General features: G+C 71.1%; 22 protein-coding genes and 1 tRNA gene. 14 read left to right on the top strand and 9 right to left on the bottom strand.

Translation table 11 applies throughout. The annotated features are described in order from the left end of the window. Window positions 1-13: 13 nt before the first annotated feature. The 4 genes from ACWC9R_RS23325 to ACWC9R_RS23310 all read left to right on the top strand — a co-directional run bounded on the left by ACWC9R_RS23325 (window position 14) and on the right by ACWC9R_RS23310 (window position 3,573). Entirely contained in the window at window positions 14-1,009 is a 996-nt protein-coding gene (locus ACWC9R_RS23325) for an amidohydrolase (protein WP_450734175.1), read from the top strand. Continuing rightward, the gene (locus ACWC9R_RS23320) at window positions 1,006-1,563 is read left to right on the top strand and encodes a cysteine dioxygenase (protein ID WP_450734174.1); all 558 of its coding nucleotides are present in this window, start codon (window positions 1,006-1,008) and stop codon (window positions 1,561-1,563) included. Before ACWC9R_RS23325 ends, ACWC9R_RS23320 begins: the two co-directional genes overlap by 4 nt. Before the next feature lie 142 nt (window positions 1,564-1,705). After that, window positions 1,706-3,118, top strand: a complete 1,413-nt coding sequence (locus tag ACWC9R_RS23315; RefSeq protein WP_450734172.1) for a purine-cytosine permease family protein — start codon at window positions 1,706-1,708, stop codon at window positions 3,116-3,118. 41 nt (window positions 3,119-3,159) lie between these two features. Beyond that, window positions 3,160-3,573, top strand: coding sequence for a hypothetical protein (locus ACWC9R_RS23310; protein ID WP_450734170.1), 414 nt, complete (start codon window positions 3,160-3,162; stop codon window positions 3,571-3,573). 356 nt (window positions 3,574-3,929) lie between these two features. On the opposite strand, the gene ACWC9R_RS23305 is transcribed toward ACWC9R_RS23310, so the two are convergent. Next, entirely contained in the window at window positions 3,930-5,318 is a 1,389-nt protein-coding gene (locus ACWC9R_RS23305; RefSeq protein ID WP_450734168.1) for a cystathionine beta-synthase, read from the bottom strand. Window positions 5,319-5,515: 197 nt separating this feature from the next. Between ACWC9R_RS23305 and ACWC9R_RS23300 the strand changes: the two genes are divergently transcribed. The 3 genes from ACWC9R_RS23300 to ACWC9R_RS23290 all read left to right on the top strand — a co-directional run bounded on the left by ACWC9R_RS23300 (window position 5,516) and on the right by ACWC9R_RS23290 (window position 9,571). Beyond that, window positions 5,516-6,529, top strand: a complete 1,014-nt coding sequence (locus tag ACWC9R_RS23300) for an SGNH/GDSL hydrolase family protein (protein WP_450734166.1) — start codon at window positions 5,516-5,518, stop codon at window positions 6,527-6,529. A 205-nt stretch (window positions 6,530-6,734) separates the two neighbouring features. Next, the gene (locus ACWC9R_RS23295; RefSeq protein ID WP_393366305.1) at window positions 6,735-7,955 is read left to right on the top strand and encodes an acetyl-CoA C-acetyltransferase; all 1,221 of its coding nucleotides are present in this window, start codon (window positions 6,735-6,737) and stop codon (window positions 7,953-7,955) included. A gap of 659 nt (window positions 7,956-8,614) precedes the next feature. Continuing rightward, the gene (locus ACWC9R_RS23290) at window positions 8,615-9,571 is read left to right on the top strand and encodes a hypothetical protein (RefSeq protein ID WP_450734165.1); all 957 of its coding nucleotides are present in this window, start codon (window positions 8,615-8,617) and stop codon (window positions 9,569-9,571) included. 15 nt (window positions 9,572-9,586) lie between these two features. Here ACWC9R_RS23290 and ACWC9R_RS23285 read toward each other — a convergent pair whose 3' ends face one another. After that, on the bottom strand, window positions 9,587-9,946 hold the full coding sequence (locus ACWC9R_RS23285; RefSeq protein ID WP_450734164.1) for a hypothetical protein: 360 nt from the start codon (window positions 9,944-9,946) through the stop codon (window positions 9,587-9,589). Window positions 9,947-10,044: 98 nt separating this feature from the next. Between ACWC9R_RS23285 and ACWC9R_RS23280 the strand changes: the two genes are divergently transcribed. Further along, on the top strand, window positions 10,045-10,272 hold the full coding sequence (locus ACWC9R_RS23280; RefSeq protein ID WP_362608855.1) for a DUF4287 domain-containing protein: 228 nt from the start codon (window positions 10,045-10,047) through the stop codon (window positions 10,270-10,272). Between the two features lie 137 nt (window positions 10,273-10,409). Here the strand turns inward: ACWC9R_RS23280 and ACWC9R_RS23275 are convergent, their stop codons facing one another. After that, window positions 10,410-11,273: a Bax inhibitor-1/YccA family protein gene (locus tag ACWC9R_RS23275; RefSeq protein ID WP_450734162.1), complete on the bottom strand. Its 864-nt coding sequence runs from the start codon at window positions 11,271-11,273 to the stop codon at window positions 10,410-10,412. 627 nt (window positions 11,274-11,900) lie between these two features. On the opposite strand from ACWC9R_RS23275, the gene ACWC9R_RS23270 reads away from it, so the two are divergent. Both ACWC9R_RS23270 and ACWC9R_RS23265 read left to right on the top strand, forming a co-directional pair. Further along, complete coding sequence (locus tag ACWC9R_RS23270) at window positions 11,901-14,747, top strand: bifunctional glycosyltransferase/CDP-glycerol:glycerophosphate glycerophosphotransferase (protein WP_450734214.1); 2,847 nt, start codon at window positions 11,901-11,903, stop codon at window positions 14,745-14,747. Beyond that, entirely contained in the window at window positions 14,747-15,916 is a 1,170-nt protein-coding gene (locus ACWC9R_RS23265; RefSeq protein WP_450734161.1) for a glycosyltransferase, read from the top strand. Before ACWC9R_RS23270 ends, ACWC9R_RS23265 begins: the two co-directional genes overlap by 1 nt. 92 nt (window positions 15,917-16,008) lie before the next feature. Here ACWC9R_RS23265 and ACWC9R_RS23260 read toward each other — a convergent pair. Continuing rightward, window positions 16,009-16,090 (bottom strand) — tRNA-Leu (locus ACWC9R_RS23260). A 472-nt stretch (window positions 16,091-16,562) separates the two neighbouring features. Between ACWC9R_RS23260 and ACWC9R_RS23255 the strand changes: the two genes are divergently transcribed. Together ACWC9R_RS23255 and ACWC9R_RS23250 are read left to right on the top strand one after the other, a co-directional pair. Next, window positions 16,563-17,375, top strand: a complete 813-nt coding sequence (locus ACWC9R_RS23255) for an ABC transporter ATP-binding protein (protein WP_450734160.1) — start codon at window positions 16,563-16,565, stop codon at window positions 17,373-17,375. 48 nt (window positions 17,376-17,423) lie between these two features. Next, on the top strand, window positions 17,424-19,955 hold the full coding sequence (locus tag ACWC9R_RS23250) for an ABC transporter permease (protein ID WP_450734158.1): 2,532 nt from the start codon (window positions 17,424-17,426) through the stop codon (window positions 19,953-19,955). 322 nt (window positions 19,956-20,277) lie between these two features. Here the strand turns inward: ACWC9R_RS23250 and ACWC9R_RS23245 are convergent, their stop codons facing one another. Both ACWC9R_RS23245 and ACWC9R_RS23240 read right to left on the bottom strand, forming a co-directional pair. After that, the gene (locus tag ACWC9R_RS23245) at window positions 20,278-21,594 is read right to left on the bottom strand and encodes a class I SAM-dependent methyltransferase (protein ID WP_450734157.1); all 1,317 of its coding nucleotides are present in this window, start codon (window positions 21,592-21,594) and stop codon (window positions 20,278-20,280) included. Between the two features lie 211 nt (window positions 21,595-21,805). Continuing rightward, window positions 21,806-23,197, bottom strand: a complete 1,392-nt coding sequence (locus ACWC9R_RS23240) for an NAD(P)/FAD-dependent oxidoreductase (protein WP_362608866.1) — start codon at window positions 23,195-23,197, stop codon at window positions 21,806-21,808. Between the two features lie 565 nt (window positions 23,198-23,762). Here ACWC9R_RS23240 and ACWC9R_RS23235 point away from each other — a divergent pair. Both ACWC9R_RS23235 and ACWC9R_RS23230 read left to right on the top strand, forming a co-directional pair. Continuing rightward, window positions 23,763-24,035 carry a type II toxin-antitoxin system Phd/YefM family antitoxin gene (locus ACWC9R_RS23235; RefSeq protein ID WP_260639121.1) on the top strand — a complete coding sequence of 91 codons (273 nt, stop codon included), beginning with the start codon at window positions 23,763-23,765 and terminating at the stop codon, window positions 24,033-24,035. Next, window positions 24,032-24,301, top strand: coding sequence for a type II toxin-antitoxin system RelE family toxin (locus ACWC9R_RS23230; protein WP_450734154.1), 270 nt, complete (start codon window positions 24,032-24,034; stop codon window positions 24,299-24,301). The genes ACWC9R_RS23235 and ACWC9R_RS23230 overlap by 4 nt, the downstream gene beginning before the upstream one ends. 51 nt (window positions 24,302-24,352) lie before the next feature. Here ACWC9R_RS23230 and ACWC9R_RS23225 read toward each other — a convergent pair whose 3' ends face one another. The 3 genes from ACWC9R_RS23225 to ACWC9R_RS23215 form a co-directional block, all read right to left on the bottom strand. Beyond that, window positions 24,353-25,306 (bottom strand): Ppx/GppA phosphatase family protein, encoded by a 954-nt coding sequence (locus tag ACWC9R_RS23225; protein WP_450734152.1) that lies wholly within the window; start codon window positions 25,304-25,306, stop codon window positions 24,353-24,355. Continuing rightward, entirely contained in the window at window positions 25,303-25,863 is a 561-nt protein-coding gene (locus tag ACWC9R_RS23220) for a DUF501 domain-containing protein (RefSeq protein WP_450734151.1), read from the bottom strand. The genes ACWC9R_RS23225 and ACWC9R_RS23220 overlap by 4 nt, the downstream gene beginning before the upstream one ends. Before the next feature lie 121 nt (window positions 25,864-25,984). Next, on the bottom strand, window positions 25,985-26,437 hold the full coding sequence (locus ACWC9R_RS23215) for an FtsB family cell division protein (protein ID WP_450734150.1): 453 nt from the start codon (window positions 26,435-26,437) through the stop codon (window positions 25,985-25,987). Window positions 26,438-26,528 lie beyond the last annotated feature (91 nt).

Below are 26,528 nucleotides of genomic sequence, written 5' to 3'. Positions count from 1 at the left end.
CGAAGGGAGGCCCGTGCACACCGACGTCCACCAGCACCTCTGGCCGCCCGGGTTCGTGGCCCTGCTGCGGTCCCGCACCGCGCCGCCTCGGCTCGACGGCTGGACGCTGCACCTGCCCGGTGAGCCGCCGTACGCCGTCGATCCCGCCGACCACGACGCCGCGGCCCGCACCCGGCTCGCCCAGGCCGACGGACTGGACCGCGCCCTGGTGTCGCTCTCCAGTCCGCTCGGCATCGAATACCTGCCGCCCGCGGAGGCCGCCCCGCTGCTCGCCGCCTTCCATGACGGCGCGCTGGAGCTGCCCGCCCCCTTCGGCGTCTGGGCCTCGGCCTGCCTCTCCGGCGCCGAGCCGGACACCGCGGCGCTGCGGGGTGCGCTGGCGCGCGGCTGTGTGGGCCTCCAGCTCCCCGCCACCGCCCTCCTCGACGCCGCGGGCTGGGCCCGCTGCGCACCTCTGCTGGACGTTGTCACCGAGCAGGACAAGCCACTGTTCGTGCACCCCGGCGCGGCACCACCCACCGACACGCCCGCCCCCGCCCCGGACCTCGCCCCCACCCCCGCCTGGTGGCCCGCCCTGGTTCCCTACGTCCAGCAGTTGCACGCCTCCTGGTTCGCCTTCCGGGCCTTCGGGCGGCCGCGCCACCCGGAGCTGCGGGTCTGCTTCGCCGCGCTGGCCGGCCTGGCGCCGCTGCACGGTGAGCGGCTGGTCGCACGCGGCGGCGGCCGGGACCGCGGCCGGGTGGACTGCCGGGTCTTCTACGAGACGTCGTCCTACGGGACCCGTGCGGTGGACGCCCTCGTCCGGGCCGTCGGCATCGATGTGGTGGTCAGCGGCAGCGACCGCCCCTATGCCCGACCCGTCGCCCACCACCGCCCTCCGCGGGAGGCGCCGCGCGCCGCACCTCTTGAGCCCGCCCTCCCCGACCTCGGCTCGGACGCCGCCGTCCACGCCCTGCGCCACACCAACCCGGCCCGCCTCCTGGGCCCGACGAATGGAGCCCGCCCATGACGGACACCGCCTCCCAGGCCACCGCTGCCCGTGAGGTCCCCGACGGCGAGCAGCCGTTCTCCGCACTGCCCGAGCGCACCCTCGACAAGCGCGAGCTGCGGACCCTGGTCGACGCGCTCGCCGCGCGCCCTGACCTGTGGCGCGAGCAGGTCGCGTTCTCCGACACCGAGCGGCACTACGCCTCCCTCTACCGCGACGAGTTCGTCGATGTCTGGCTGCTGTGCTGGACCCGGCAGAACGACACCGGCTGGCACGACCACGACCTCTCCTCGGGGGCGGTGCGCGTCGTCCAGGGCGTCCTGACCGAGTCCAACCCCCGGATCGGCGGCGCGCACCCGGCCACCGCGGTCGGCGCGGGCTCCTCGTTCTGCTTCGGCCCGGACCACATCCACCGGCTCACCGGGGCGACCGACGACGCGGTGTCGGTGCACGCCTACTCGCCGCCGTTGTGGCGGCTGGGGCAGTACGACATCACCGAGGACGGGCTGATGCGGCGACTCTCGGTCTCCTACGCCGAGGAGCTGCGACCGCTGGACGCGACAGCCGCCACCTGAGGCGACCGCTGCCCGGGGCGACCGCCGCCCGAAGCCGCCGTTACCAGTAATTAACCGTGGTCATCGGCCCTACCTATTGACCTTCCATTCACTGCCATCGATCCTGCATGAATCCATACAGGCGGCGACCCGAGGCGGATTCATGGCAGGTGTGGTCGAACGGCGCTCCATCGATGTCGTCCCCGACGAGGAACGGCACGGCAGCGCGGTCAGTCAGTTCACCCTCTGGCTGGGCGCGAACCTCCAGATCACCGCCGTCGTCACCGGCGCCCTGGCCGTCGTCTTCGGGGCGAACGCCTTCTGGGCGGTGATCGGGCTGCTGCTCGGCAACCTCCTGGGCGGCGCGGTGATGGCGCTGCACTCCGCGCAGGGGCCCCGGCTGGGACTGCCGCAGATGATCACCTCCCGGGCGCAGTTCGGGGTGCGCGGTGCGGTGGTCCCGCTGGCGCTGGTCATCGTGATGTACATCGGGTTCTTCGCCAGCGGCAGCGTGCTGGCCGGGCAGGCGGTCGGCGAGCTGACCCACCTCGGGGAGACGCCGGGGATCGTGCTCTTCGCCGCGGTCACCGCCGTCGCCGCGACCGTCGGCTACCGCCTCATCCACACCCTCGGCAAGATCGCCGGCCTGGTCTGCGCGCTGGCCTTCGTCTACCTCGGCATCCGGCTGCTGCAACGCGCCGACCTCGGCACGCTCCTCGCCGACCACCGCTTCGGGCTGCCGGTCTTCCTGCTCGCCGTCTCCCTCTCGGCGTCCTGGCAGCTGGCGTTCGGCCCGTACGTCGCCGACTACTCGCGCTACCTCCCGCGGCACACCTCGGCGCGCGCCACGTTCTGGTGGACGCTGGCCGGTTCGGTGCTCGGCTCGCAGTGGTCGATGACGTTCGGCGCGCTGGCGGCCGCCGCGGCACCGGCCGCGTTCGTGGGACACGAGGTCGGCTATGTCGTCGGCCTGGGCGGTGCGGGGCTGATCGCCTCGTTCCTCTACTTCGTGATCGCGCTCGGCAAGCTCACCATCAACGTCCTCAACACCTACGGCGGCTTCATGTCGCTGGTCACCAGCGTCAGCGGCTTCCGCGGGCAGCGCACCCTCTCCCCGCGCGGGCGCGCCGCCTACATCGCCGGGATCATGGTGGCCGGCACCGCCGTCGCGCTCCTGGGCAAGGACTCGTTCCTGACGTCCTTCAAGGACTTCCTGCTCTTCCTGCTGACGTTCTTCACACCCTGGTCGGCGATCAACCTCGTCGACTACTACCTGATCTCCAAGGAGCGTTACGACATCCCTGCGCTCAGCGACCCCGAGGGCCGCTACGGGGCCTGGAACGTCCGGGCGCTGACGGTCTACGTCCTCGGGGTGCTGGCCCAGCTGCCGTTCCTGGCCACGCACTTCTACACCGGCCCGCTGGTGGCACCGCTCGGCGGCGCCGACATCTCCTGGCTGGTCGGGCTCGCGGTACCGGCCGTCCTGTACTGGTTCGCCGCCCGTCACGACACCGCCCGCACGGCGGGGACCGGCACGCTCGAAGGGGAGCACACCCCCGCCGGATCGGGGGGTTAACCCCAGCGCGCCGCCCGCTCACCGTCCGTACGCTCTGCAGCATGGCGACACACGACCCCGAACTGCGCAAGGAACTCGACGCGACCCTCCAGACGCGCAAGGAGCTGGGGCCGGAGTACGAGGCGGAGCTGCTGGAGTCCTTCCTGGAGAAGCTGGAGGCGGGCGTCGACCGGCGGGTGCGGCGGCAGCTGGCCGAGCAGCAGATCCAGGTGGCGCGCGGCACCCTGCCACCCCGCCAGGCGGGCGGCGGCAGGGAGTTCTGGGAACGCTTCGGCTTCGCCGCCTTCTCCCTGATGCTGGCCATCCCGCTGTCCACGGTCGCGGCGGCGTACGCCGGTCTGGCGGGCCTGCTGGTGACCTGGGCCGGCATCGTCGGCGTCAACGCCGTGCACGGCTCGCGCACCCGGCAGGCGCCGCGTCCGCGGACGGACCGCGGCGACGGCGCGGTGGACTGAGGCTCCGCCAGGAGCGGGCCGGGGAAGGTGTCGCGGGGACCGCCGCACCCCGGCCGGGGGGCCAGGGGCGGGACGACGGCGGTCCCCGCGAGGGACGCGCCGGGTCAGGGCCGGTCGCGTCCGGGCGGCGATGAGGGAGGTCCGGGAGCCGCTCCGGAGGTCCTTGTCGCCTACCCATGACTGTGCCCGACGCGTGTTAAGCGTGTGCTGCGCGCACATGACGCCCGCGTACACCTTGCGGTGACGGCCCGTTTCCCCACGGCCTCTTTCCGACGGCCCCTTTCCCGGCGGCCAGTTGACGCCTTGACGGGCACGGCGCGGCGGCCGCCCCGGAGGACGGCCGCCGGGAACCACTGCTACTTGCCGGCCTCGCGCGCCAGATAGGCCAGCAGGTCCTGCCGGCTCACCACGCCCTTCGGCTTGCCCTCGACGAGGACGATCGCGGCGTCCGCGCTCTCCAGGACCGCCATCAGGTCGGCGACCGGCTCGCCCGAGCCGACCTGCGGCAGCGGCGGGCACATGTGCTTCTCCAGCGGGTCGGTCAGCGAGGCGCGCTGGGTGAACAGCGCGTCCAGCAGCTCGCGCTCGACGACCGAGCCGACGACCTCGGCGGCCATCACGTCGGGGTGCCCGGCGCCCGGCTTGACGATCGGCATCTGCGAGACGCCGTACTCGCGCAGCACCTCGATCGCCTCGCCGACGGTCTCCTCCGGGTGCATGTGCACCAGCGAGGGCAGCGCGCCCTCCTTGTGCTGGAGCACGTCACCGACGCGGGCGGCGGGACCGCCCTCCTCCAGGAAGCCGTAGTCGGCCATCCACTCGTCGTTGAAGATCTTGGAGAGGTAGCCCCGGCCGCTGTCCGGCAGCAGCACGACCACCACGTCGTCCGGGCCGAGCTTCGCGGCGACCTCCAGCGCGCCCACGACGGCCATCCCGCAGGAGCCGCCGACCAGCAGGCCCTCCTCCTTGGCCAGCCGCCGGGTCATCTGGAAGGCGTCCTTGTCCGAGACCGCCACGATCCCGTCCGCGACCGTACGGTCGTAGGCCGTCGGCCAGAAGTCCTCACCGACGCCCTCGATCAGATACGGGCGCCCGGAGCCGCCGCTGTAGACGGAGCCCTCCGGGTCGGCGCCGATGACCTTGACCTTGCCGTCGCTGGCGTCCTTCAGATAGCGGCCGGTGCCGCTGATCGTGCCGCCGGTGCCGACGCCCGCCACGAAGTGGGTGATCCGGCCGCCCGTCTGCTCCCACAGCTCGGGACCGGTGCTCTCGTAGTGGGAGCGCGGGTTGTTCTGGTTGCTGTACTGGTCCGGCTTCCAGGCACCGGGCGTCTCACGCACCAGCCGGTCCGAGACGTTGTAGTACGAGTCCGGGTGCTCCGGGTCGACGGCGGTGGGGCAGACCACCACCTCGGCGCCGTAGGCCCGCAGCACATTGATCTTGTCCGTCGACACCTTGTCGGGGCAGACGAAGATGCACTTGTACCCCTTCTGCTGCGCGACGATCGCCAGGCCCACACCGGTGTTGCCGGAGGTGGGCTCGACGATGGTGCCGCCGGGCTGCAGCTCACCCGACTGCTCGGCGGCCTCGATCATCCGCACGGCGATCCGGTCCTTCACCGACCCGCCGGGGTTGAAGTACTCGACCTTCGCCAGGACGGTGGCCTGGATGCCCTTGGTCACGTTGTTGAGCCGCACGAGCGGGGTGTTGCCGACGAGCTCAATCATCGAATCGTAAAACTGCACGGTGGTCTCCGCGGTCGGGGGCACGCTCTCCTGCGCCCGTGCGGCCAGCCTATTGCCCGGGTCCGTTAGAGGAAGGGTGCGTTGCGTTCCGTGCAGGAACGGGCAACACCCTGTTGTAGGAGTTCTTGCCGTTTCAAGCGCGCGTCCGGCCCCCGGGGCCGTGGCGCGCCCGCACTGCACGGGGAGGTGCCCGGCCCATGCCGATGACGATGTCCAGGGCGCGCGTGGCCCGCCGGATCGCCACCGCCGCCGCGTTCGGCGGCGGCGGGGTCGGGCTGCTCGGCGTCGCCACCGTCGGGGTGCTGCTGACCGAGGTCCGGCTGGCCCGCCGTACGGTCGGCGGCTCCAGCGACATCCCGCCGTGCGCCGACGGCCGCTACGGCGCCGCCTTCGGCCACCGCACCGACCGCCCGCCGCTGCGTCTGGGCTTCCTCGGCGACTCCACCGCCGCGGGCCAGGGTGTGCACCGCGCCTCCCAGACGCCGGGCGCCCTGCTCGCCTCCGGCCTGGCCGCGCTCTCCGAGCTGCCCGTCGACTTCCGCAACGTGGCGCTGCCCGGCGCGCAGTCCGACGACCTGGAGCGCCAGGTGGAGCTGATGCTGACGGCGGGCGCCGAGGTCCCGGACGTCTGCGTCATCATGATCGGCGCCAACGATGTCACCCACCGGATGCCGCCCGCGCAGTCCGTCCGTCATCTCTCCGAGGCGGTGCGCCGGCTGCGCGCCGTCGGCTGCGAGGTGGTCGTCGGCACCTGCCCGGATCTGGGCAGCGTCGAGCCGGTCTACCAGCCGCTGCGCTGGGTGGCCCGGCGGCTCTCCCGGCAGCTGGCCGCCGCCCAGACCATCGGCGTGATCGAGAGCGGCGGCCGTACGGTCTCGCTCGGCGATCTGCTCGGCCCCGAGTTCGAGGCGCGTCCCCGGGAGCTGTTCGGGCCGGACAACTACCACCCGTCGGCCGAGGGCTACGCCACCGCCGCGATGGCGGTGCTGCCGACGCTGTGCGCCTCGCTGGGCCTGTGGCCGGAGGGCGAGCGGCCGGAGCCGGCCCGTGGCGAGGGCATCCTGCCGGTCGAGCAGGCGGCCGCCGAGGCGGCTTCCGAGGGCGGCACGGAGGTCACCGCCTCCCGCGCCCCCTGGGCGCTGCTCAAACACCGCAGGCGCCGTCAGCTGCCGGCCGCGGAGAGCACCGGCCCGTCGACCGTCACCCCGTGAGCGGGCGGCCGCCGGCCCGGCGGTGAGCGGTGTGCGTGGGAACGGGGCGGGGCCGTACGGGAATACCCGGCGGCCCCGCCCCGTTCCTATAAGCGCCCGCTTAGAAAAGAGGCCCGCATCACAGCACCCACCCCGTGACCTCAGCTGTACGTGCGGGTAACTTCCCACACAGTCCGCCCATTTCCCGCGCACTTGGAGCCGTGTGATGCCCGAAGCCGTGATCGTCTCAGCCGCCCGCTCCCCGATCGGCCGCGCCTTCAAGGGCTCGCTCAAGGACGTCCGCCCGGACGACCTGACCGCGTCGATCATCCAGGCCGCCCTGGCCAAGGTCCCCGAGCTGGACCCCCGGGACATCGACGACCTGATGCTCGGCTGCGGCCTCCCCGGCGGCGAGCAGGGCCACAACCTCGGCCGCATCGTGGCCGTCCAGATGGGGATGGACCACCTCCCGGGGTGCACCATCACCCGTTACTGTTCCTCCTCGCTCCAGACGACCCGCATGGCGCTGCACGCCATCAAGGCCGGCGAGGGCGACGTCTTCATCTCGGCCGGTGTCGAGACCGTCTCGCGCAGCGTCAAGGGCAGCTCCGACGGCCTGCCGGACACCCACAACCCGCTCTTCGCCGACGCCGAGGCCCGTACCGCGGCGCGCGCCGAGGAGGCGGGCGCCGGCTGGCAGGACCCGCGCGAGGACGGCCTGATCCCGGACGCCTACATCTCCATGGGCCAGACCGCGGAGAACCTCGCCCGCCTCAAGGGCGTCACTCGCCAGGACATGGACGAGTTCGGCGTGCGGTCCCAGAACCTCGCCGAGAAGGCGATCAACGACGGTTTCTGGGAGCGGGAGATCACCCCGGTCACGCTGCCCGACGGCACCGTCGTCTCCCAGGACGACGGCCCGCGCGCCGGCGTCACCGTCGAGGGCGTCTCCGGCCTCAAGCCGGTCTTCCGCCCCGACGGCCTGGTGACCGCCGGCAACTGCTGCCCGCTGAACGACGGCGCCGCGGCGCTGGTCGTCATGTCCGACACCAAGGCGCGCGAGCTGGGCCTGACCCCGCTGGCCCGGGTCGTCTCCACCGGCGTCTCCGGCCTGTCCCCCGAGATCATGGGCTACGGCCCGGTCGAGGCCAGCAAGCAGGCCCTGCAGCGGGCCGGCCTCTCGGTCTCCGACATCGACCTGGTCGAGATCAACGAGGCGTTCGCCGCCCAGGTGATCCCGTCCTACCGGGACTTGGGCATCGACCTGGACCGCCTCAACGTCAACGGCGGCGCCATCGCCGTCGGCCACCCCTTCGGCATGACCGGCGCCCGCATCACCGGCACGCTCATCAACTCCCTCCAGTGGCACGACAAGCAGTTCGGCCTGGAGACGATGTGCGTCGGCGGCGGCCAGGGCATGGCGATGGTGATCGAGCGGCTGAGCTGAGCTGTAGCGGAGGGTGGAGGCCGGGTGCGAGGAACGAGTGCCCGGCATCCGCCCGCAGCGGAAGCGAAGCCCAGCGCGACCATGAGCGCGCGCGGCTGAGCTGAGCTGAGCTGTAGCGGAGGGTAGGGGCCAGCCTCCTGGCCCCACCCACCGCCGTGCGCGGCAAAACGGACCAACTCCCGCCCCGCGCACACCCTTCGCACTCGCGTGAACACGGGCGGCGACACGGCGTGACCTGCGCCACTCGGTAACGAGATCGCGACCCAATCTCCCCCAGGATTGTGACCAACGCCCTGGGGGAGAGGCGTTCTTGCAGGTCAGCGCGGTGGCGCCACCCCTCACAGAGCCCTGACTCCCCGCCATTTCGGGGCATAGGGCGCAAGGTGCGGTCGCCGACCCCCGGCAGCCTGATGTAGGAAGTCGGAGAACATTCTGCTAACGGGAGTACGCCGGTGACCGAGCCGCTACCAGGCGTGATCCCGGGCGAGCGCATCAACTAGGGGGCCCCGTCCGACGGCCGGGGAAGTCCGGTTACCGATGCGCGGTCCGTGGGAACAGGGCCGCCGAGCGAAGTGGGGAGGACGCATGAGCGAGCACCCCGAGCGCATCAAGAGGTGCGCGTCTCGCGCATGCGGGACGGAACGGAGAGAGGTTTCGGCATGAACGTCACCACCCTCGTCCTGCTGCTGGCCGCGGCCACCGCCGTGGCGCTGGGCGCCGCCGCCCTGCGCACCGCCCGCGCCCTGCGCCGGCAGATCGCCCAGCTGCACGCCGATCTCCTCGCCGTCCGTCAGGACACCGCGGCCGACGCCGCCGCCGCGTCCCAGGCCGCCGCGGCCATTCCCGCCGCGCGCGCCGTACCGGCCGCCGAGACCCCGCTCGCGGACATACGCGCCGCCGTCGCGGACGCGCTGGCCGAGGAGCGGGAGCGCGAACTCGCCGAGGCCCGCGCCTTCTGGGCCGCCCAGGAGGCCCGGGACGCCGCCGACGCCCCGTCCCTGCTCGGCGGGCTGGTCGGGCTCGGCGACGAGAGCCTGCTGGACCCCCGCGCCGACCAGCGCGACCCGTCCGACCGCCCGGAGTACGACCGGCTCGACACCCAGCCGTTCCTGCCCCGCCAGGCGGACCCGGCCGGCCTGGAGCCACTGCTGGGCCCGGACGCCCTGGAGGCGATGGAGTCCCTGGAGGCGCTGGACGCCCTGGACGCGCCGGAGTTGGAGCCGGTCGAGGAGGCCGAGTCCGCCGAGCTGGCCGCCGCGCGCCGGCGCCACCCCTCGCACCCGGACTTCTCGCCCTCCCCGGTGATCAGTGATCATGAGCGCACCGTGGCGCGCCTGGAGGAGCTGGCGCAGGACGCCACCCCGCTCGCCGACGTCCGCCCCGGCCCGCTGGGCACCCTGGACGTCTATGTCTTCGCCGACGGCACCACGCTCTGCCTGACCCCCGGACAGCGCGAGACCGCGGAGCGGGTGGCCGCCGCCCTGCACGCCGGGCGCACCCCCGTCCTCCTGGGTGGCTCCGGTATCTCCGGGGCGTACGCGCTGACCTTCTCCTGGGGCGAGTCCCGCGAGGAGAGCGTCTACATCCTCGCGGACCGCGTCATCGCCTCGCTCTGACCGGCGCGGCGGACCTCAGCAGCGGTCCGCCACCGCCCGGACGTCCCGTACGGCCTCCGCCAGTTCGCCGGCGGGGGCCGCTTTCGCGTCAGAGTCCCCCGCCCCGTCGGCCAACCGTGCCGCCGCGGCCCGCAGCGCCTCGACCAGATCGTGTCCGGCCACCGCCAGCTGGTCGCCGACCGCGAACATTCCGGCGTCCGGTAGCTCGTACGGGGACTCGCCCGGCCGCTCCAGCAGCTGCGCCCGGGTCGCCAACCGCCGCGCCAGGGCGAGCGCTTCGGCCGCCGCTCCCTGGTCGAGCCTGCTCTGCGGCAGCGCGCGGAGGCGGTCGGCGAGGGCGTCCACGGCGGTCTGCAAGGGGGTCACGTCAAGCACGCCGTGAGCCTATGCGCCACTCCCGGGTGGTTGCCAACGCCCGAACGCTCAGGCACGGTGGGCGGAAGAACCAGCATCGACCGCGTCCGGAGGCGCCGATGTCTCAGCTCTTCTCCGAAGAGACCCACCGGAACATGCTCTCTCGTATCCCGCAGTGCACCGGCCGGGAAATCGCCGACTGGCTGCGCGCCGTCGACGAGGGCCCCGCTCTCTTCCGTTTCGATGAAAAGGTCAGCTGGCTGCGCGGCGAGCACAACCTCGCCTACGGCCACGCCAAAGCAATCGTCCACGAACACGACCTCAGGCGCGCTGCGCGCAAGTTCTGATCCACGGTGCCGGACAGAGGGCCGGCCCCGCTCGGGACACTCACCACCCGGCACTCACGCCGAAGGGCCCGCGGGCAGTTCGCCCGCGGGCCCTTCGGCGGTTGCGCCCGGCGCGGTGCGCCGGGCGTCACGGGGCGTCAGTCGCCCCTGAGGATCGAGATCAGCCGCAGCATCTCCATGTAGATCCACACCAGGGTCAGCGTCAGACCGAACGCCGCCAGCCAGGACTCCTCACGCGGAGCGCCGTAGGCGATGCCGTCCTCGACCTGCTTGAAGTCCAGCGCCAGGAAGAGCGCGCCGAGGACCACGCCGACGATGCCGAAGACGATGCCCAGGGGGCCGCTGCGGAAGCCGAGGCCCTCGCCGCCGGCGAACACCATGAACAGCACGTTGACCAGCGACAGCAGGACGAAGCCCAGCGCCGCGATCATCACGAAGCGGGTGAAGCGGGCGGTGACCCGCACGATCCGCGTCTTGTAGGCGACCAGCATGGCGACGAACACCGCCATCGTGCCCAGCACCGCCTGCATCGGGGCGCCGTGCATGTTCGGCAGGCCGTCGAGGAAGCCGCTCAGCGCACCGAGGAACAGGCCCTCCAGCGCCGCGTACCCGAGGATCAGGGCGGGCGACGGCTTCCGCTTGAAGGACTGGACGAGCGCCAGCACCATCGCGACCAGACCGGCCCCGATGGCGAAGCCGAGGCTCTGGGTCAGGAACAGCCAGCCGACGGTGGCGCCCGCGATGACCGTGCCGAGCGTCATGCCCGTGCGCGCGACGACATCGTCCATCGTCATCGGGCGGGTCTGCGGCGTGTACTGCGGCGGTGCCTGGGTGACGGGCTGCTGGCCCTGGGCGTACGGGTTGCCACCCTGCGCGTAGGGGTTCGCTCCTGCGTACGGGTTCGCGGCGGGGCCCCCGGCCTGCGGCGGCGCGTTGAAGCCCGCGTAGCCGGTGTCGCGGCTGAACCCCCGTCGCGAGAAGACCGGGTTGCTGCTCCTCATCTCACTCCTCCATGGCCGCCCTGCGCGGCCTTGACGGCAAGCGTAATGGCTTGGCAAAGGCACGTCGCTAGTTCTTGAGCAGGATCTTTCCCTGAACCGGTGACGGCACCTCCACCATGAGGAGGACGTACGGGCCGCCGGAGACGTGCCCGGGCGGGATGCGGACCACGCCGCTCGCCGGACCGCCGGCACACCGCCCCGCCACCCGGCGCCGGGCATTCCTGCTATTCGGTCTCCGCCCGGTGCCCGTTCACCTTCTCGCCGCCCTCTCGCCCTCCTCCGTTGTCGTGCCGTCGGCGCTCGAACAGGGATTTCCCTTCCGCTCCGTCCGGGCGCCTTCCCACTGCCGGCGAACGGAATCCGATAAAGGTCTGATCGCAACGGACCTCGCCGGGCGCGGCAGGCAACCGATTCACGGGAGGGGCCGTCTTCCCTGCCGGCCGGAGCTCGCCCCGGTGGGTGGATCTGCCGGGCTGACGCAGGGTCAAGATCCGATCCCGGAATGCCCCTTCTCATTACCCCCGGAGCTCACTGTCCGTAATGCTATGGGTGCGATCGGTTGTCATCCGAAGGTACAGATAGGGCTATTCTGGCGGGAAACAGCAGCGAAAGAGGGTTGAGGTGCCTGTGCCTGACGTCTCAGTAGTCGTCATCGTCTACAACGACGCCGACCGGTTGCCGACCGCGGTTCAGTCCGTGCTGGACCAAACGCTCCGGGACGTCGAGGTGGTGATCGTCGACGACTGCAGCACCGACCGTTCTTTCGAAGTGGCGCAGCGGCTGGCGGCCGACCACCCCGGGCGGGTCAGAGCCTTCCAGCTGCCGGAGAACAGCGGTGCGGGAGGCGAGCCGCGCAATGCGGGCATCCAGCACACCGAAGGCCGCTATGTCATGTTCCTGGACAGCGACGACGTCCTGGAGATCAATGCGTGCCGCAATATGCTGGAGGCCGCCGAGGAATCCGGTTCGGATATCGTTTCCGGGCTGTGCGTCCGGCTGCACAAGGACACCCGCAACCAGAAGCGCGACGAGTGGTACGCCTGGCTGTATTCCACGACCCGCACGCTGGAGTCCGTCACGGAATTGCCAGACCTGTTCGTCTGGGACACCCTGTCCACCAACAAATGCTATCGCCGTGACTTCCTCATCGAGAACAATCTCCGATTCCCCAAGGGGATGTTCTACGAGGACCTGATGTTTATCGCCGACGCCTACCTCGCGGCGCGGCGCATCACCCTGATTCCCAATCAGGTCTATTTCTGGCACGTATACGAACGGGCCGCCGTGAAGTCGGTGACGAACCGGCGCCACGAAATGACGAACTACGCGCACCGGCTGGAGATTCACCGGCGCATCGACGCATTGCTGGCCGAACGCGGACTGGAAGAGCTGAAGCTCGCCAAGGACGTGAAATTCCTCAAGCACGATCTGGTGCTGCATCTGCGGGACCTGCCGTTCCGCGACGACTCCTATCGCCGGGAGTTCTCCGAGCTCTCCCGGGAATACCTCGCGAGCATCGCCCCCGAGGCCTACGAACGGGTGCAGCCGATCCAGGCCATCTGCGCCTATCTGCTCCAGCAGGGTGACTGGGACAACCTCATCCCGGCGGTCGACACCCTCATCAACCGCGACAAGGTCTCCGCACCGCTCACCGAGCACAACGGCCGGATCTACTGGTGCGACGGCCATTTCGATGACACGTTCGGACGCGAGATCCTGGACGTGACCGACATCGGCTACCACGAGAAGCCGGTCAACCAGCTGTTCCTGCGCAACCAGCTCACCCGCTTCAGCACGTCCGGCAAGGCGGTCTCCCTGGCCGGCCGGATCACCAACCCGCTCGGCGTCATCCCGCCCGGCGCCCGGCTCAAGGGCGACCTGGAGTTCAGCGCCCGGCGGCGCAGCCTGCAGTCCTTCCACTTCCCGGTGCGGGAGCTGCGCCACGAGGGCGACACCCTCACCTGGGAGGCCGACGCGGACCTCGCCACCAAGCTGCGCCCGCTCGGCATCGTCGACACCATCTGGGACGTCCGGCTGCGCCTGGACGTGGACGGGGTGCGCACCACGACCCGGCTCACCGTCGCCGACACCGGGCTGTCCGGGCCGCTGCCGGTGCGGCCGCGGCTGACGCGGATGGTCGCCGACCACCTCCAGCCGCATGTCTCGGCCAAGGGGCATCTGGCATTCCGCCTGGTCAGCGAGGGGCGCGGCGCCGAGCGCGTACAGGAGCTGATCACCCGCGGGGTGCGCGGCACCCCGGGCACGCTGGCCAAGACCGGCTACCGCAAGGCGAAGGCGCTACGGAAGAAGGTCACCTCCGGCGACAACAAACTCCGCGCCTACCACGAGGTGTTCTGCCGGCTGCCGGTCAAGAAGCGCACGGTGGTCTTCGAGAGCCACCTGGGCAAGCAGTACAGCGACAGCCCGCGCGCGATCTACGAGGAGATGAAGCGGCAGGGCCTGGAGTTCGAGGCGATCTGGTCCTACAGCGGGTCCCCGAAGGACTTCCCGAAGGGCGTCACGCTCGTACGGCGCTGGTCGCTGCCGTATCTGAAGGCGCTGGCGCAGGCCGAGTTCTGGGTGGACAACCAGAGCTACCCGCTCAAGCTCACCAAGCGCCCGGAGACCACCTACCTCCAGACCTGGCACGGCTCGGCGCTGAAGAACATGGGCTTCGACCAGCCGGCGCTGAAGGCGCAGACCCGCCGGCAGCAGGACGAGCAGCAGCGTTCGCTGGACCGCTTCGACCGCTTCCTGATCCGCTCCGAGCACGATGTGCACACCCTGGCCAGGGCGTTCCGGCTCAAGGAGAAGACGCTGCTGCGGGTGGGGTACCCGCGCAATGACGCACTGGTCCGCGCCCGGCAGCGGGAAGCCGAGCGGGGAGTGCGTGAACGGGGGCCGCTGGCGGCGGAGTTGGGCATTCCGGAGGACCGGACGGTACTGCTTTACGCACCGACGTTCCGCAAGGCGGGCGGCCGGCACGGGCGCTTCGAATTGCCCTTTGACGTGGAGCGTTTCGCCGACCAGTTCGGCGACCGCTATGTCCTCCTGGTCCGTTCGCACTACCTCAATCACGTGGTGCTGCCACCGACCGTGCAGGGCCGGGTCATCGACGTATCGGCGCGCCACGATGTGACGCCCCTGCTGGAGCTGGCCGACGGGCTGATCACCGACTATTCGTCGGTGATGTTCGACTATGCGCTGCTCGACCGTCCGCAGGTGTTCTTCACCTACGACTACGACGCGTATGTGCACGAGGGCCGCGGCACCTACTTCGATCTGCTGGAGCACGCACCGGGACCGGTGGTCCGTACCGAGGACGATTTCCACGAGGCGATCAAGTCGTTCGAGTCGCAGACCCTGGAATACGCCCAGCGCCGCAAGGAATTCGTCGCCAAGTTCGGCGAATACGACCGGGGGGATGCCGCCCGGAGCATCGTCGATCAGTTTTTCGCGCAGTGGAGCCGTTGATGACCAAGTCGAACGCAGCCGAGCCGCGGGACATCCTCTTCGTGTCCAACAGCGTCAACGAGCTGGGTGGCATCACCAGTTGGTCGCACCAGATGGCGCGGCTGTTCAGCGAGCGGGGCCACCGGGTGCACCTGGTCGGGGTGGTGCCGCCGCCCGAGGGGCGGGTCCAGGAGCTCGCCGCCGACCTGCCGTTCCGGACCACCACGCTGTACGCCGAGCACCCGCCGAGCGTGACCCCCGTCCGCGGGATCAGGGACCGGCTCAACGTCGTCGAGCAGCGCCGCCGGGCGGCCAGGGAAGCCGGGATGCGGGAGCAGGCCGCCAAGCTCAGCGCACTGTTCCGTGCGGCGAAGCCGGGCGGGGTGGTGATCGTCACACAAGTCTGGGCCATGGAGTGGGTCGCGCTGGCCGACACGGCGGGCCTGACGGTGATCGGGATGAGCCATGAGTCCTTCGACACCTGCCGCAAGTCCTCCCGCTTCGCCCGGGTCAAGCGGTTTTACCAGGACGTCGACCGGATGCTGACGCTCACCCGGGAGGACGCGGACCGCTGGATTCGGCAGCGGATGGACAACGTCGGCTTCATGCCCAACCCGCTGCCCTTCTTCCCCGAGGTTCCCTCGGACCGAGCCGGCAGGACCGTCGTCAGCATCGGCCGGCTGCACGAAGAGAAGGGCGTGGACCTGCTGTTGGAGGCCTGGGCCCGGGTCGCCCCGCAGCACCCCGACTGGACGCTGCGGGTCTACGGCTCCGGCGAGGAAGAGGAGGCGCTGCGCAAGCAGGCCGCGGAGCTGGGCATCGCCGCCTCGGTCGCCTGGATGGGCCGGACCTCCGATGTGCACGGGGCGCTGCGGGAGGGCGCGGTCTTCGCGCTCAGTTCACGCGGGGAGGGCTTCCCCCTGGCACCCATGGAGGCGATGGCGACAGCCGTGCCCTGTGTGGCGTTCGACGTGGCTCCGGGCGTCCACGAGATCATCACGGACGGCGTGGACGGATTCCTCGCCCCGCCGGGCAATGTCACCGAATTCGCCCGGCATCTCGGCGCTCTGATGTCCGACAAGGAGCTTCGGGACACCATGGGCGAAGCGGCCCGGGAGAACATCCAGCGGTTCTCCACGGAGGAGATTGTCGGCCGCTGGGAGAGCCTGTTCGCGCTCGTGGAGCGCTGAGCCGACAACGCACAATGGCGGAAGGGCCGTCGGCTTTCCCCCGGGCGGCCCTTCTCGTTGAAAATTCAGTTAAGCTCCGCGACGTTGCGGAGTGCCCGGAGCCGGACTTGAACCGGCACGGCCCGTAGGCCAGCGAGGTTTAAGCTCGCCGTGTCTGCATTCCACCATCCGGGCCTGGGGTCCCCCATGCCACCTCAAAGAGGGCAGCACGAGCGTAGCCCGCAGCGCACCACGCAGATCGGCCGCTCTTCCCGAGGTTGTCTTATTTTATTGGCAACTGAGTGAGCATCAGCGGCCGGTACAGGCCTTCGGCACATGCCTGAAGCCCGCCTCCGCCGGGAAGCCCCCCGGCGCATTTTCATGCCCGAATTGACGGAAAGTCGACGTCTCGTCAGCTCGCCCGTCAGCGCCGCCGGACCGCCCCTCCGGCCGCCGCGGGCACGGCAACGGCATCTGGAGCCGCCTCCTCCGCAGGGATGACAGCCGGACCTCCGATACATCCCAGGGGTGGTCGAAAGCGACCACAGGGGTTGACGTCCGGGCCCGCCCGCTGGCCCACGATGGAAACGTCCGCTTCCCGTCGGCAGCCCGAAGCCCGCGCGGCCGCAGCGGATCAGACGGTCCCCGTACGACAGGAGCCCCTCCCGTGACCACCCACCACTCCGGCGTCGCCACCGCCACCCGCGCCACCGTGGCGGCAGCCCGCGCCACGGACCTCACCAAGGTCTACGGACAGGGCGAGACCCAGGTGGTCGCCCTGGACGCGGTCTCCGTCGACTTCCGGCAGGCCGAGTTCACCGCGATCATGGGCCCCTCGGGGTCCGGCAAGTCGACGCTGATGCACTGCATGGCCGGGCTGGACTCGATCTCCGGCGGCTCCGCCCGGATCGGCGACGTCGAGCTGACCGGACTCAAGGACAAGAAGCTCACCCAACTCCGGCGCGACCGCATCGGATTCATCTTCCAGGCCTTCAACCTGCTGCCGACCCTGACGGCCCTGGAGAACATCACGCTGCCCATGGACATCGCGGGCCGCAAGCCGGACCGCGCCTGGCTGGACCGCGTCGTCGAGACCGTCGGCCTGGCCAACCGGCTCAAGCACCGCCCCAGCCAGCTCTCCGGCGGCCAGCAGCAGCGGGTCGCGGTCGCCCGCGCGCTCGCCTCCCAGCCCGAGATCATCTTCGCCGACGAGCCCACCGGAAACCTCGACTCGCGCTCCGGCGCCGAGGTCCTCGGCTTTCTGCGCAACTCCGTACGCGAACTGGGCCAGACCGTGGTGATGGTGACCCACGACCCGGTCGCGGCCTCCTACGCGGACCGGGTGGTCTTCCTCGCCGACGGCCGGATCGTCGACGACATGCCCGGCCCGACCGCCGACACGGTGCTGGAGCGCATGCGGCGCCTCTCCGGGAGCGCCGCCCACTCCTCCGGCCCCGGCGCCCAGGGCCGTACGAGCTGACCTTCGGCAGCCGCCACCCGTACCCGGACCTCTCCTCCAGGACCCCTCATGTTCCGTACCGCCTTGCGCAACGTGCTCGCGCACAAGGCCCGGCTGCTGATGACCGTCCTCGCCGTCATGCTCGGCGTGGCCTTCGTCTCCGGCACCCTGGTCTTCACCTCCACCCTCTCCGACGCCTTCCGCAACAGCTCCCAGAAGAGCTTCGAGAACGTCGACGTCACCCTCCACGCGGCGTCGGACGACGCCTCGTCCGACGCCCCGGGCAAGTCCCCGCAGCTCGACCGCCCGCTGCTCGACACGGTGGCCAAGGTGCCCGGCGCCGCCACCACCATCGGCCTCGTCGACGGCTACACCGCCATCGCCGACAAGCACGACAAGCTGATCGGCTCCGGCTTCTCGACCCGCGGCAGCAACTACTTCCCCGGCAAGGACGGCAAGGACAGCCGCTACCCGCTGCGCGACGGCACCGCCCCCACGCGTGCGGACCAGTTCGCGCTGGACGCGCGGACCGCCGACCGGGCCGGCTACCGGGTCGGCGACACCGTACGGATCTCCGTCGACGGACCGGTCCGTGAGCAGAAGCTGACCGGCATCTTCACCACCGACGACTCCAAGGTCGCGGCCGGCGGCACCCTCGCGCTGTTCGACTCCAAGAGCGCCCAGAAGCTCTTCCACCAGCCCGGATTCAGCGAGATCCAGGTCACCGCCGCCTCGGGCACCTCCCAGACCGCCCTCCGGCAGGCCATCGAGAAGGCCCTGCCCCAGGGCAGCGCCGAGACCATGACCGGCAAGCAACTCGCCGACGGCCAGGCCAAGATGGTCGAGCAGCAGATGGAGGGCATGAAGACCGGGCTGCTGGTCTTCGCCGGAATCTCGCTCTTCGTCGGCCTCTTCCTCATCGCCAACACCTTCACCATGCTGGTCGCCCAGCGCACCCGCGAACTGGCACTGCTGCGGGCCGTCGGCGCCAGCCGCCGCCAGGTCACCCGCTCCGTGCTGATCGAGGCGTTCGTGGTCGGCGCGATAGCCGGCGTGACCGGCCTGCTGGCCGGCATCGGCATCGGCGCCGGACTGCGCGCGCTGATGAGCACCACCGCCGAGGCGGTGCCCGACGGCCCCCTGGTGGTCTCGCCCACCGCCGTCCTGACCGCGCTGGGCGTGGGCATCGTCATCACCGTGCTGGCCGCCTGGCTGCCGGGCCGGCGCGCCGCGAAGATCCCGCCGGTCGCCGCGATGAACAGCGTGCACGCGGTCCCCACCACCAAGTCGCTGGTGGTCCGCAACACCATCGGGGCGCTCTTCGCCGGCGCCGGCACCGCCGCGGTACTGGTCGCCACCGGCATGAAGGACGGCAAGGCCATGATGGCCGTCGGGGCGGTCCTGCTGGTGATCGGCGTGTTCATCCTGACGCCACTGCTGTCCCGCCCGCTGATCGCGCTGGCCTCCCCCGTACTGCGCCTCTTCGGCACCGCGGGCACCCTCGCCCGGCAGAACGCCGTCCGCAACCCGCGCCGCACCGCCGCCACGGCCTCCGCGCTGATGGTCGGACTGACCCTGATCACCGGCATGACGGTGATCGCGGGCAGCGTGCAGAAGGGCATCGACAAACTCGCCAGCGAGTCCCTGAAGGCCGACTACGTCATCTCCATGGACAGCAACCTTCCGCTCTCCCCCAAGGTGGCGAAGAAGGTCAAGGGCGCCGACGGGGTCGTGGCGAGCAGCCCGATGCGCGAGGGCGCGGCCCGGACGGACCGCGGGGCCGAGCAGCTGACCGGCGTCGACGGCCGGAGCTTCGGCACCCTCACCCAGCTCCCCTTCACCGACGGCTCACTCGGCAGCCTGCGGGGCGACCAGATCGTCGTGGACCAGGACACCGCCGAGTACAACGGCTGGCGGGCCGGCTCCTCGGTCCCGGTGACGTTCCTCGACGGCAAGAAGACGACACTGACCGTCGCGGGCGTCTACCAGGGCAACGACATGTTCCGCGGCATCATCCTCGACAACGCCACCCTGGCACCGCACCAGAAGTCCGCCACCGACAAGCAGGTGCTGGTCAAGATGGACGGCGGCGCCACCGACGCACACAAGGACGCGCTCGCCAAGGCACTCGGCAACAGCCCGGCGATCACCGTCGCCGACAAGCAGGACATCTCCGCCGGCATCGCCAAGATGTTCAACCTGATGCTGAACATGCTCTACGGCCTGCTGGCCATGGCCGTGATCGTCGCGGTGCTCGGCGTCGTCAACACCCTGGCCATGTCGGTCTTCGAACGGTCCCAGGAGATCGGCATGCTGCGCGCCATCGGCCTGGACCGACGCGGCATCAAGCGCATGGTGCGGCTGGAGTCACTGGTGATCTCGCTCTTCGGCGGGGTGCTCGGCGTCAGCCTGGGCGTCTTCTTCGGCTGGGCCGCCGGTGAACTGCTCGCCAAGGTGCTGCCGAGCTACGAACTGGTACTCCCGTGGGGCCGGCTGGCCCTCTTCCTCACCCTCGCCGCCGCCGTCGGCGTCCTGGCCGCCCTGTGGCCGGCCCACCGCGCGGCCAGGATGAACATGCTGGCCGCCATCAAGGCCGAATAGGGGCGAGGGCCGGGCGGAGGCCCCGGGCGGAGGCCCCGGGGCCGCTTCGGCCGGGGCCGCGGACACACGGCCCCGCTCCGCGAAGGGGTAGCCCCGGCCGCCCTCTCGATGCCCCGCCCGCGACGGCGCTTCCCACGGCCGCATTCCGCCCCCGCCCCCACCCCCCGCCACCGGCCCTCCCCCCTTCGGGGGGAGGGCCGGTGGGGGCGGGGGAGGGTGTGTGGGTGGGGTGGGGGGCATCAGCGTCAGCCGAACCAGCCACGCACCCAGCTGCGGAGCGGGGGCACTCAGCCGCACCAGCTCCCACCCCCACCCCGAGGCCTCAGCCCGACCACCCGCGCGTCCGTAGTGGCATCCCCGAGTCGCCGGTCTCCGGGGTCCGGACCGCCAGTACCTGGTTGACCCCCATCCGGTTCCGTTCGAAGGACAGTGCCGACGCGGCCATGTAGAGCCGCCACACCCGGGCCCGGCCCGGGGAGGTGAGCCGCGCCGCCTCGTTCCAGTGCTGCTCCAGATTGGTGACCCAGCTGCGCAGCGTCAGCGCGTAGTGCTCCCGGAGCGCCTCCACGTCCCGTACCTCGAACCCGGCCTCCTCCAGCTGGCCGACGGTCCCGCCGACCGGCGCCAGCTCCCCGTCCGGGAACACGTACCGGTCGATGAACTCGTCGACGTGGTACGCCTCCTCGTCCGCGACCGGCCGCCGGGCGATCTGGTGGTTGAGCAGCCGCCCGCCGGGCCGCAGGCGGGCGTACAGGGCGGCCGCGTACTCCGCGTACTGGGTGCGGCCGACGTGCTCGGCCATGCCGATCGAGGAGATCGCGTCGAACGGCTCGTCGTGGATCTCGCGGTAGTCCTGCACCCGGATCTCGACGCGGTCGGCGAGCCCGGCCTCCGCGATCCGCTTCCGGGCGAAGGTGGCCTGCTCCTCGGAGAGGGTGATGCCGACCGCCCGTACGCCGTACTCGCGGGCCGCGTGCAGCACCATCGAGCCCCAGCCGCAGCCGACGTCGAGCAGCCGCTGCCCTTCGTGGAGGCCGAGCTTGCGGCAGATCAGGTCGAGCTTGTCGCGCTGGGCGTCCTCCAGGGTGGCGGCGGTGCCCTCGCCGGTGCCCCAGTAGGCGCAGGAGTAGACCATGGACGGGCCCAGCACCAGGGCGTAGAAGTCGTTGCCGACGTCGTAGTGGTGGCTGATGGCCTCCTTGTCGCGCCGCAGGGTGTGCAGCGGTCCGCGGCGGCGGCGGAGTTCCTCCGCGGGCGGCGTCGGCGGGACCGGGGCGCCGGCCAGGGACAGCAGCTCCCGGGCGGCGGCGCGGAGCTCCGGTCGGGCCAGGGCGCGGAGTACGGCGGCGCGCCGCGGCCCGGGGGCGTCGGGGCGCTCCCAGATCAGTCCGGCGAGCCGGTCGAGCGCTTCGTAGAGATCGCCGTCGATGTCGAGTTCGCCGGCCACCCAGGCGCGGGCCAGTCCCAGTTCGCCCGGCTTGAACAGCAGTCGGCGCAGGGCCCGGCGGTGGCGGATGACGAGGGTGGGGGCGCCCGGCGGGCCCGACTCGCTGCGGTCCCAGGCGCGGATGCGTACCGGGAGCGGGGCTCCCAGCACCTCCTCGGCGAGCTTGGTGAGCCGTCCAGCGGCATCGGCCATGTCGCACACCTCCGTGTTGACGAGTCGGGCGAAGAAGATTCACCCACCACGTAAACGCCAATGGGGCGCCCAGTTAGTCCCGTTCACACGCTAGAGAACCGCACACCGCCCGCTTTGCGCCAGAGCGGACACACCTGCGGACACGCCAAAGGGCGCCCGCCCCACGGATGGCGGACGCCCTTCGGGCTGGTCGGAGTAGCCGACCGGGAATTCAGGAAGCCTTGGCCTTGGGCTTGTCCCCGGCCTCGGCGGCGGTCGGCGGGGCCGGCGCCGGCTTGGCGGCCTCGTAGAACTCCTCGCGGGGGTTCTCCATGGCGCCGAGCGAGACGACCTCGCGCTTGAGGAACATGGCCAGCGTCCAGTCGGCGAAGACCCGGATCTTGCGGTTGAACGTCGGCATCGCCATGCCGTGGTACGCGCGGTGCATGTACCAGGCGAGACGGCCCTTGAGCTTGATCTTCACCTTGCCCATGACGATCATCGCGACGCCCTTGTGCAGGCCCAGACCGGCGACCGCACCCTTGTTGGCGTGGCTGTACTCCTTCTGCGGGAAGCCCCGCATGCCGGAGAGCACGTTGTCGCCGAGGACCTTGGCCTGCCGCAGCGCGTGCTGCGCGTTCGGCGGGCACCAGGCGTTCTCGTTGCCGTTCTTGCGGCCGACCATGTCCGGGACCTGGGCGTTGTCGCCGGCGGCCCAGATGTAGTCGGTGCCCTGCACCTGGAGGGTGGTGCCGGTGTCGACGTGGCCGCGCGGACCGAGCGGCAGACCGAAGCGGGCCAGCGCCGGGTTCGGCTTGACGCCCGCGGTCCACACGATGGTGTTGGAGTCGACCTCGAGGCCGTTGTTGAGCTTCACGTGGCCGTCGACGCAGGAGTCCATGCCGGTCTTGAGGTAGACCTCGACACCGCGGCCCTCGAGGTGCTCCTTGCCGTAGGCGCCGAGCTTCGGGCCGACCTCGGGGAGGATCTTGTCGGCGACGTCGACCAGCAGGAAGCGCATGTCCTCGCGCTTCACGTTGTTGTAGTACTTCGCGGCGTCGCGGGCCATGTCCTCGACCTCACCGATGGTCTCCGCACCCGCGAAGCCGCCGCCGATGAAGACGAAGGTGAGCGCCTTGCGGCGGACGTCCTCGTCGGTCGTGGAGTCGGCCTTGTCCAGCTGCTCCAGCACGTGGTTGCGCAGGCCGATGGCCTCTTCCACGCCCTTCATACCGATGCCACTCTCGGCCAGGCCGGGGATCGGGAAGGTACGGGACACCGCGCCCATGGCGATGACCAGGTAGTCGAAGGGCAGCTCGTACGCCTCGCCGACCAGCGGGGCGATCGTGGCGACCTTGCGGTCCTGGTCGATGGTGGTGACCCGGCCGGTGAGAACCTCCGCCTTGGGGAGCACGCGTCGTAGCGGAACCACGACGTGGCGGGGGGAGATGCTGCCGGCAGCAGCTTCGGGGAGGAAGGGCTGGTACGTCATGTACGAGCGCGGGTCGACGACCGTGACGGTCGCCTCGCCGTACCGCATCTGCTTGAGGATGCGGCGTGCCGCGTACAGGCCTACGTACCCACCGCCTACAACGAGGATCCTGGGACGCTCCGTGGTGCTCATGCAATCGAGTATCCACCCCCACATGGGGGGTCGCTCGTGAGCCCCTTCACAAGCACGCCAGGGGCATCTGCTACACTCCGCCAGCTTCGTGACCGACGCCATAGTCCAATGCGGAACCACCCTATGCCGCGAGGCGTTGGAGACCCGCGTTGATCAGGCGTTGTTCCGGCGTGACCGCCCGCCGGACAGCCGGACCGCCGCCTCCACGGGCGGGCCGCCGCCGCACTCGGAACCGCGCATTCTCCGGGTCGAGAGGGCCCAGAGCCTTCGAATGAGGGTCGGACGATCAGATTGTTCGTCCAACGGGAGGCTTTTTCATGTGAAGGATTTCACGAACTTTCTTCCCTGGCTCCTCAGCGGAGCCCTCCGAAGCCCCCTGAAAGCCGCTCAGGCGCGCGCCGCGTCCCCTCAAAAAGCCGGGCGACGGAGGCCGTTGCCGACCCCTGCCGCCCGCACCGCCGTCTCAGCCGGCGAGGCTCCAGGCGATGCCGCCGGGCGCCGCCTCCAAAGTGTCACTCACTCCCGAGCCCGTGCATGTGTACACAATCGTGCGTACACTTCCTTCATGGCCGAGAGCACTGTGACTGTACGGGAAGCCCGCGCGCACCTGGCGGACCACATCAATCGTGCCGAGGAGGGCACACCTACGGTGATCACCCGCAACGGCGAGCCCGTCGCGGCCGTGGTGCCGATCGCGGACTTCAACGCGCTGGAGGAAGCAGCCGACGTGTTGCTGGCCCGGGAGGCGGAAGCGGTCCTGGCCCAGGACGGCCCGACGGTGTCCATGGCTGAGCTGCTGGCAGACCTGTTCGCCGATCGCACTGACGACGCGGCGTGAAGTACGCGTTCCGGTTCACTACGGCGGCACAGCGGCAGCTTCGAGCCATCGACCGGCCTGCCGCCATGCGCATCCTGGCCGCGCTGACCGCGCTCGGCGACGATCCGTACCGTGAGGACGCCGACATCAAGAAACTCACCGGCCCGTCTGGCCTTTATCGGCTCCGGGTCGGCAGCTACCGGGTCGCCTATCGGGTCGAAGGCGGCGAACTCCTCATCCTCGTCGTCAAGATCGGCGACCGACGCGACGTCTACCGCACCATCTGAGAGCAGGCAGCCCGAAGCCCTGAGGCTCCGGGTCGCCTCACAGCCAGAGGGTCACTCGTCGTCGAGTGCGGCGTGCCAAGCGATGCCGTCCAGGATGTCGTGCTCGCTGACGACGACCTCCTGGGCGCCGCTGCGCTCCATGATCGACAGCAGCACGAGCGCGCCCGCGGCGATCACGTCGACCCGGCCGGGGTGCATGACCGGGATGGCCGCGCGCTCGGCGTGGGTGGAGGACAGCAGCCGGCCGGTGATCTCGCGGACCGTCGCCAGGGGAATCCGGGAGTGGTGGATGGCCTCGGAGTCGTACTGGTCCAGACCCAGTGCGATCGCGGCGACCGTGGTCACCGAGCCGGCCAGGCCGACCAGGGTGGCCGCCTCGCGCAGCGGGACGGTCTCCTCGGCCCGGTCCAGGGCCGCCGAGACATCGGCCTTCACGGCGGCGATCTGGCCCTCGGTGGGCGGGTCGCTGATCTCGCCGCCGTGAACGAGATGCCGCTCAGTCATCCGTACACAGCCGACGTCGACCGAGCGGGCGGCGCGGACCGCGTCCGAGCCGAGGACGAACTCGGTGGAGCCGCCGCCGATGTCCACCACCAGGAACGGCCGCTCGTGGTCGGCGTGGCCGGTGAGCTCCTTGGTGGCGCCGTTGAAGGAGAACTCGGCCTCCTGGTCGCCGGTGATCACCTCGGGCTCCACGCCCAGGATGTCGACCACGCCGCGGACGAAGTCGTCGCGGTTCTCCGCGTCGCGGGAGGCGGAGGTCGCCACGAAGCGGACGGCCTCGGCGCCGAGGCCCTTGATCACCGCGGCGTACTCCCGGCAGGCCGCGAAGGTGCGCTCCAGCGCCTCGGGCGCCAGCCGCCCGGTGCGGTCCACGCCCTGGCCCAGCCGGACGATCTGCATCCGGCGGTCGAGGTCCTTCAGCTCGCCGGTCGCCGGGTCGGCGTCCGCGACCAGCAGCCGGATGGAGTTCGTACCGCAGTCGATGGCGGCGACCCGCTTCACGTGGCGTCTCCTTCGGGGGCGTCCTGGGCTCGGGTGGTGTCCTGGCACGAGGTCACGCACGGGCCCTTCTTCCACCACTCCGGCAGCATCGCGAGGGCCTCGTCACCGAGCGGGTTGACGCCCGGCCCGGCCGCCAGCGAGTGGCCGACGAGGACGTGCAGGCACTTGACCCGGTCGGGCATGCCGCCCGCGCTCGGGAAGCCCTGCAGCACCTCGATGGCGTCCCGCCGCCGGATGTAGTCCTCGTGGGCCGCGCGGTAGGCGGCGGCCAGCTCGGGGTCGGCCGCGAGCCGTTCGGTCATCTCCTTCATCACGCCGTTGGCCTCCAGCGTGCCGATCGCGGAGGCCGCGCGCGGGCAGGTGAGGTAGTAGAGCGTGGGGAAGGGCGTGCCGTCCTCCAGGCGCGGCGCCGTCTCGACGACGTCCGGCTGGCCGCAGGGGCAGCGGTGCGCGATGGCGCGCAGTCCGCGGGGCGGGCGGCCGAGCTGCTCCTTGAAGGCCGCGATGTCCGCGGCGGTGGGCTCGGTGGGCTCGGTCTGGGGCGGGGGCGTGTCCATGTGCGCTTTCGGTGAGGTGAGTGGTGTGGAGGGGGCGGTGGGGGGCCGTCCGCTGTCGACAGTACGGGCTGCCGGCGGCCGGCGGTACGGGCGCCGGCCGGTCCGGCGGACGCGGCCCGTCCTACCGCTTGTCGGCCGTGTCGACGGCGTCCCACAGATTCTCGTACCAGGGGCGCTGCGCCGCCCGCGCCCCCTTGGGTGCGGAGCCGGTGCCGGAGCCGTCCGGGACGATGTAGCCGGACTCGCCCGGCCTGACGTAGTGCAGGTGCCGGCGGGCCTGCTGGCGTACGTACTCGGGGTCCTGCCAGCGGGCCTTCTGCTCGCGCAGCCGTTCCAGGGCGGTGCCGGCGTCCTGGGCCCTGCGGCGCTGCTCGGCGATGTCCGACCGCTGGGAGACGTACTGCCTTATGGGATAGGCGAGGGCGACGACCAGGGAGCACATCACCAGGGCCAGCAGGGCGGCACGGCCGGTGAGGCGGTTGCGGCGGGGCGGGCGGGCGCGGTAGACGCGGGCGGCGGCCTGCTCGCCGAGCGCCTTGAGTCGGGTCGCGGTCGAGAACCGGTCCGCGGGCACGTCGTCTCCCCTTCACTGACGGACGCCTGACTGCTTCAAGCAGGTACGTCCCCGGCAACGGTACGGGACCGTCGCCGGGGACGTACGGGGC

It is taken from the genome of Streptomyces sp. NPDC001219, assembly GCF_053597915.1.
Note: the sequence above shows the minus strand (reverse complement) of the source record. Positions and strands in the feature narration are given on the sequence as shown.

Coding starts and splice junctions, on each gene's coding strand:
- ACWC9R_RS23320 (WP_450734174.1), top strand. CDS start 1,006: ATGACGGACACCGCCTCCCAGGCCACCGCTGCCCGTGAGGTCCCCGAC.
- ACWC9R_RS23315 (WP_450734172.1), top strand. CDS start 1,706: ATGGCAGGTGTGGTCGAACGGCGCTCCATCGATGTCGTCCCCGACGAG.
- ACWC9R_RS23310 (WP_450734170.1), top strand. CDS start 3,160: ATGGCGACACACGACCCCGAACTGCGCAAGGAACTCGACGCGACCCTC.
- ACWC9R_RS23300 (WP_450734166.1), top strand. CDS start 5,516: ATGCCGATGACGATGTCCAGGGCGCGCGTGGCCCGCCGGATCGCCACC.
- ACWC9R_RS23295 (WP_393366305.1), top strand. CDS start 6,735: ATGCCCGAAGCCGTGATCGTCTCAGCCGCCCGCTCCCCGATCGGCCGC.
- ACWC9R_RS23290 (WP_450734165.1), top strand. CDS start 8,615: ATGAACGTCACCACCCTCGTCCTGCTGCTGGCCGCGGCCACCGCCGTG.
- ACWC9R_RS23280 (WP_362608855.1), top strand. CDS start 10,045: ATGTCTCAGCTCTTCTCCGAAGAGACCCACCGGAACATGCTCTCTCGT.
- ACWC9R_RS23275 (WP_450734162.1), bottom strand. CDS start 11,273: ATGAGGAGCAGCAACCCGGTCTTCTCGCGACGGGGGTTCAGCCGCGAC.
- ACWC9R_RS23265 (WP_450734161.1), top strand. CDS start 14,747: ATGACCAAGTCGAACGCAGCCGAGCCGCGGGACATCCTCTTCGTGTCC.
- ACWC9R_RS23250 (WP_450734158.1), top strand. CDS start 17,424: ATGTTCCGTACCGCCTTGCGCAACGTGCTCGCGCACAAGGCCCGGCTG.
- ACWC9R_RS23245 (WP_450734157.1), bottom strand. CDS start 21,594: ATGGCCGATGCCGCTGGACGGCTCACCAAGCTCGCCGAGGAGGTGCTG.
- ACWC9R_RS23240 (WP_362608866.1), bottom strand. CDS start 23,197: ATGAGCACCACGGAGCGTCCCAGGATCCTCGTTGTAGGCGGTGGGTAC.
- ACWC9R_RS23235 (WP_260639121.1), top strand. CDS start 23,763: ATGGCCGAGAGCACTGTGACTGTACGGGAAGCCCGCGCGCACCTGGCG.
- ACWC9R_RS23220 (WP_450734151.1), bottom strand. CDS start 25,863: ATGGACACGCCCCCGCCCCAGACCGAGCCCACCGAGCCCACCGCCGCG.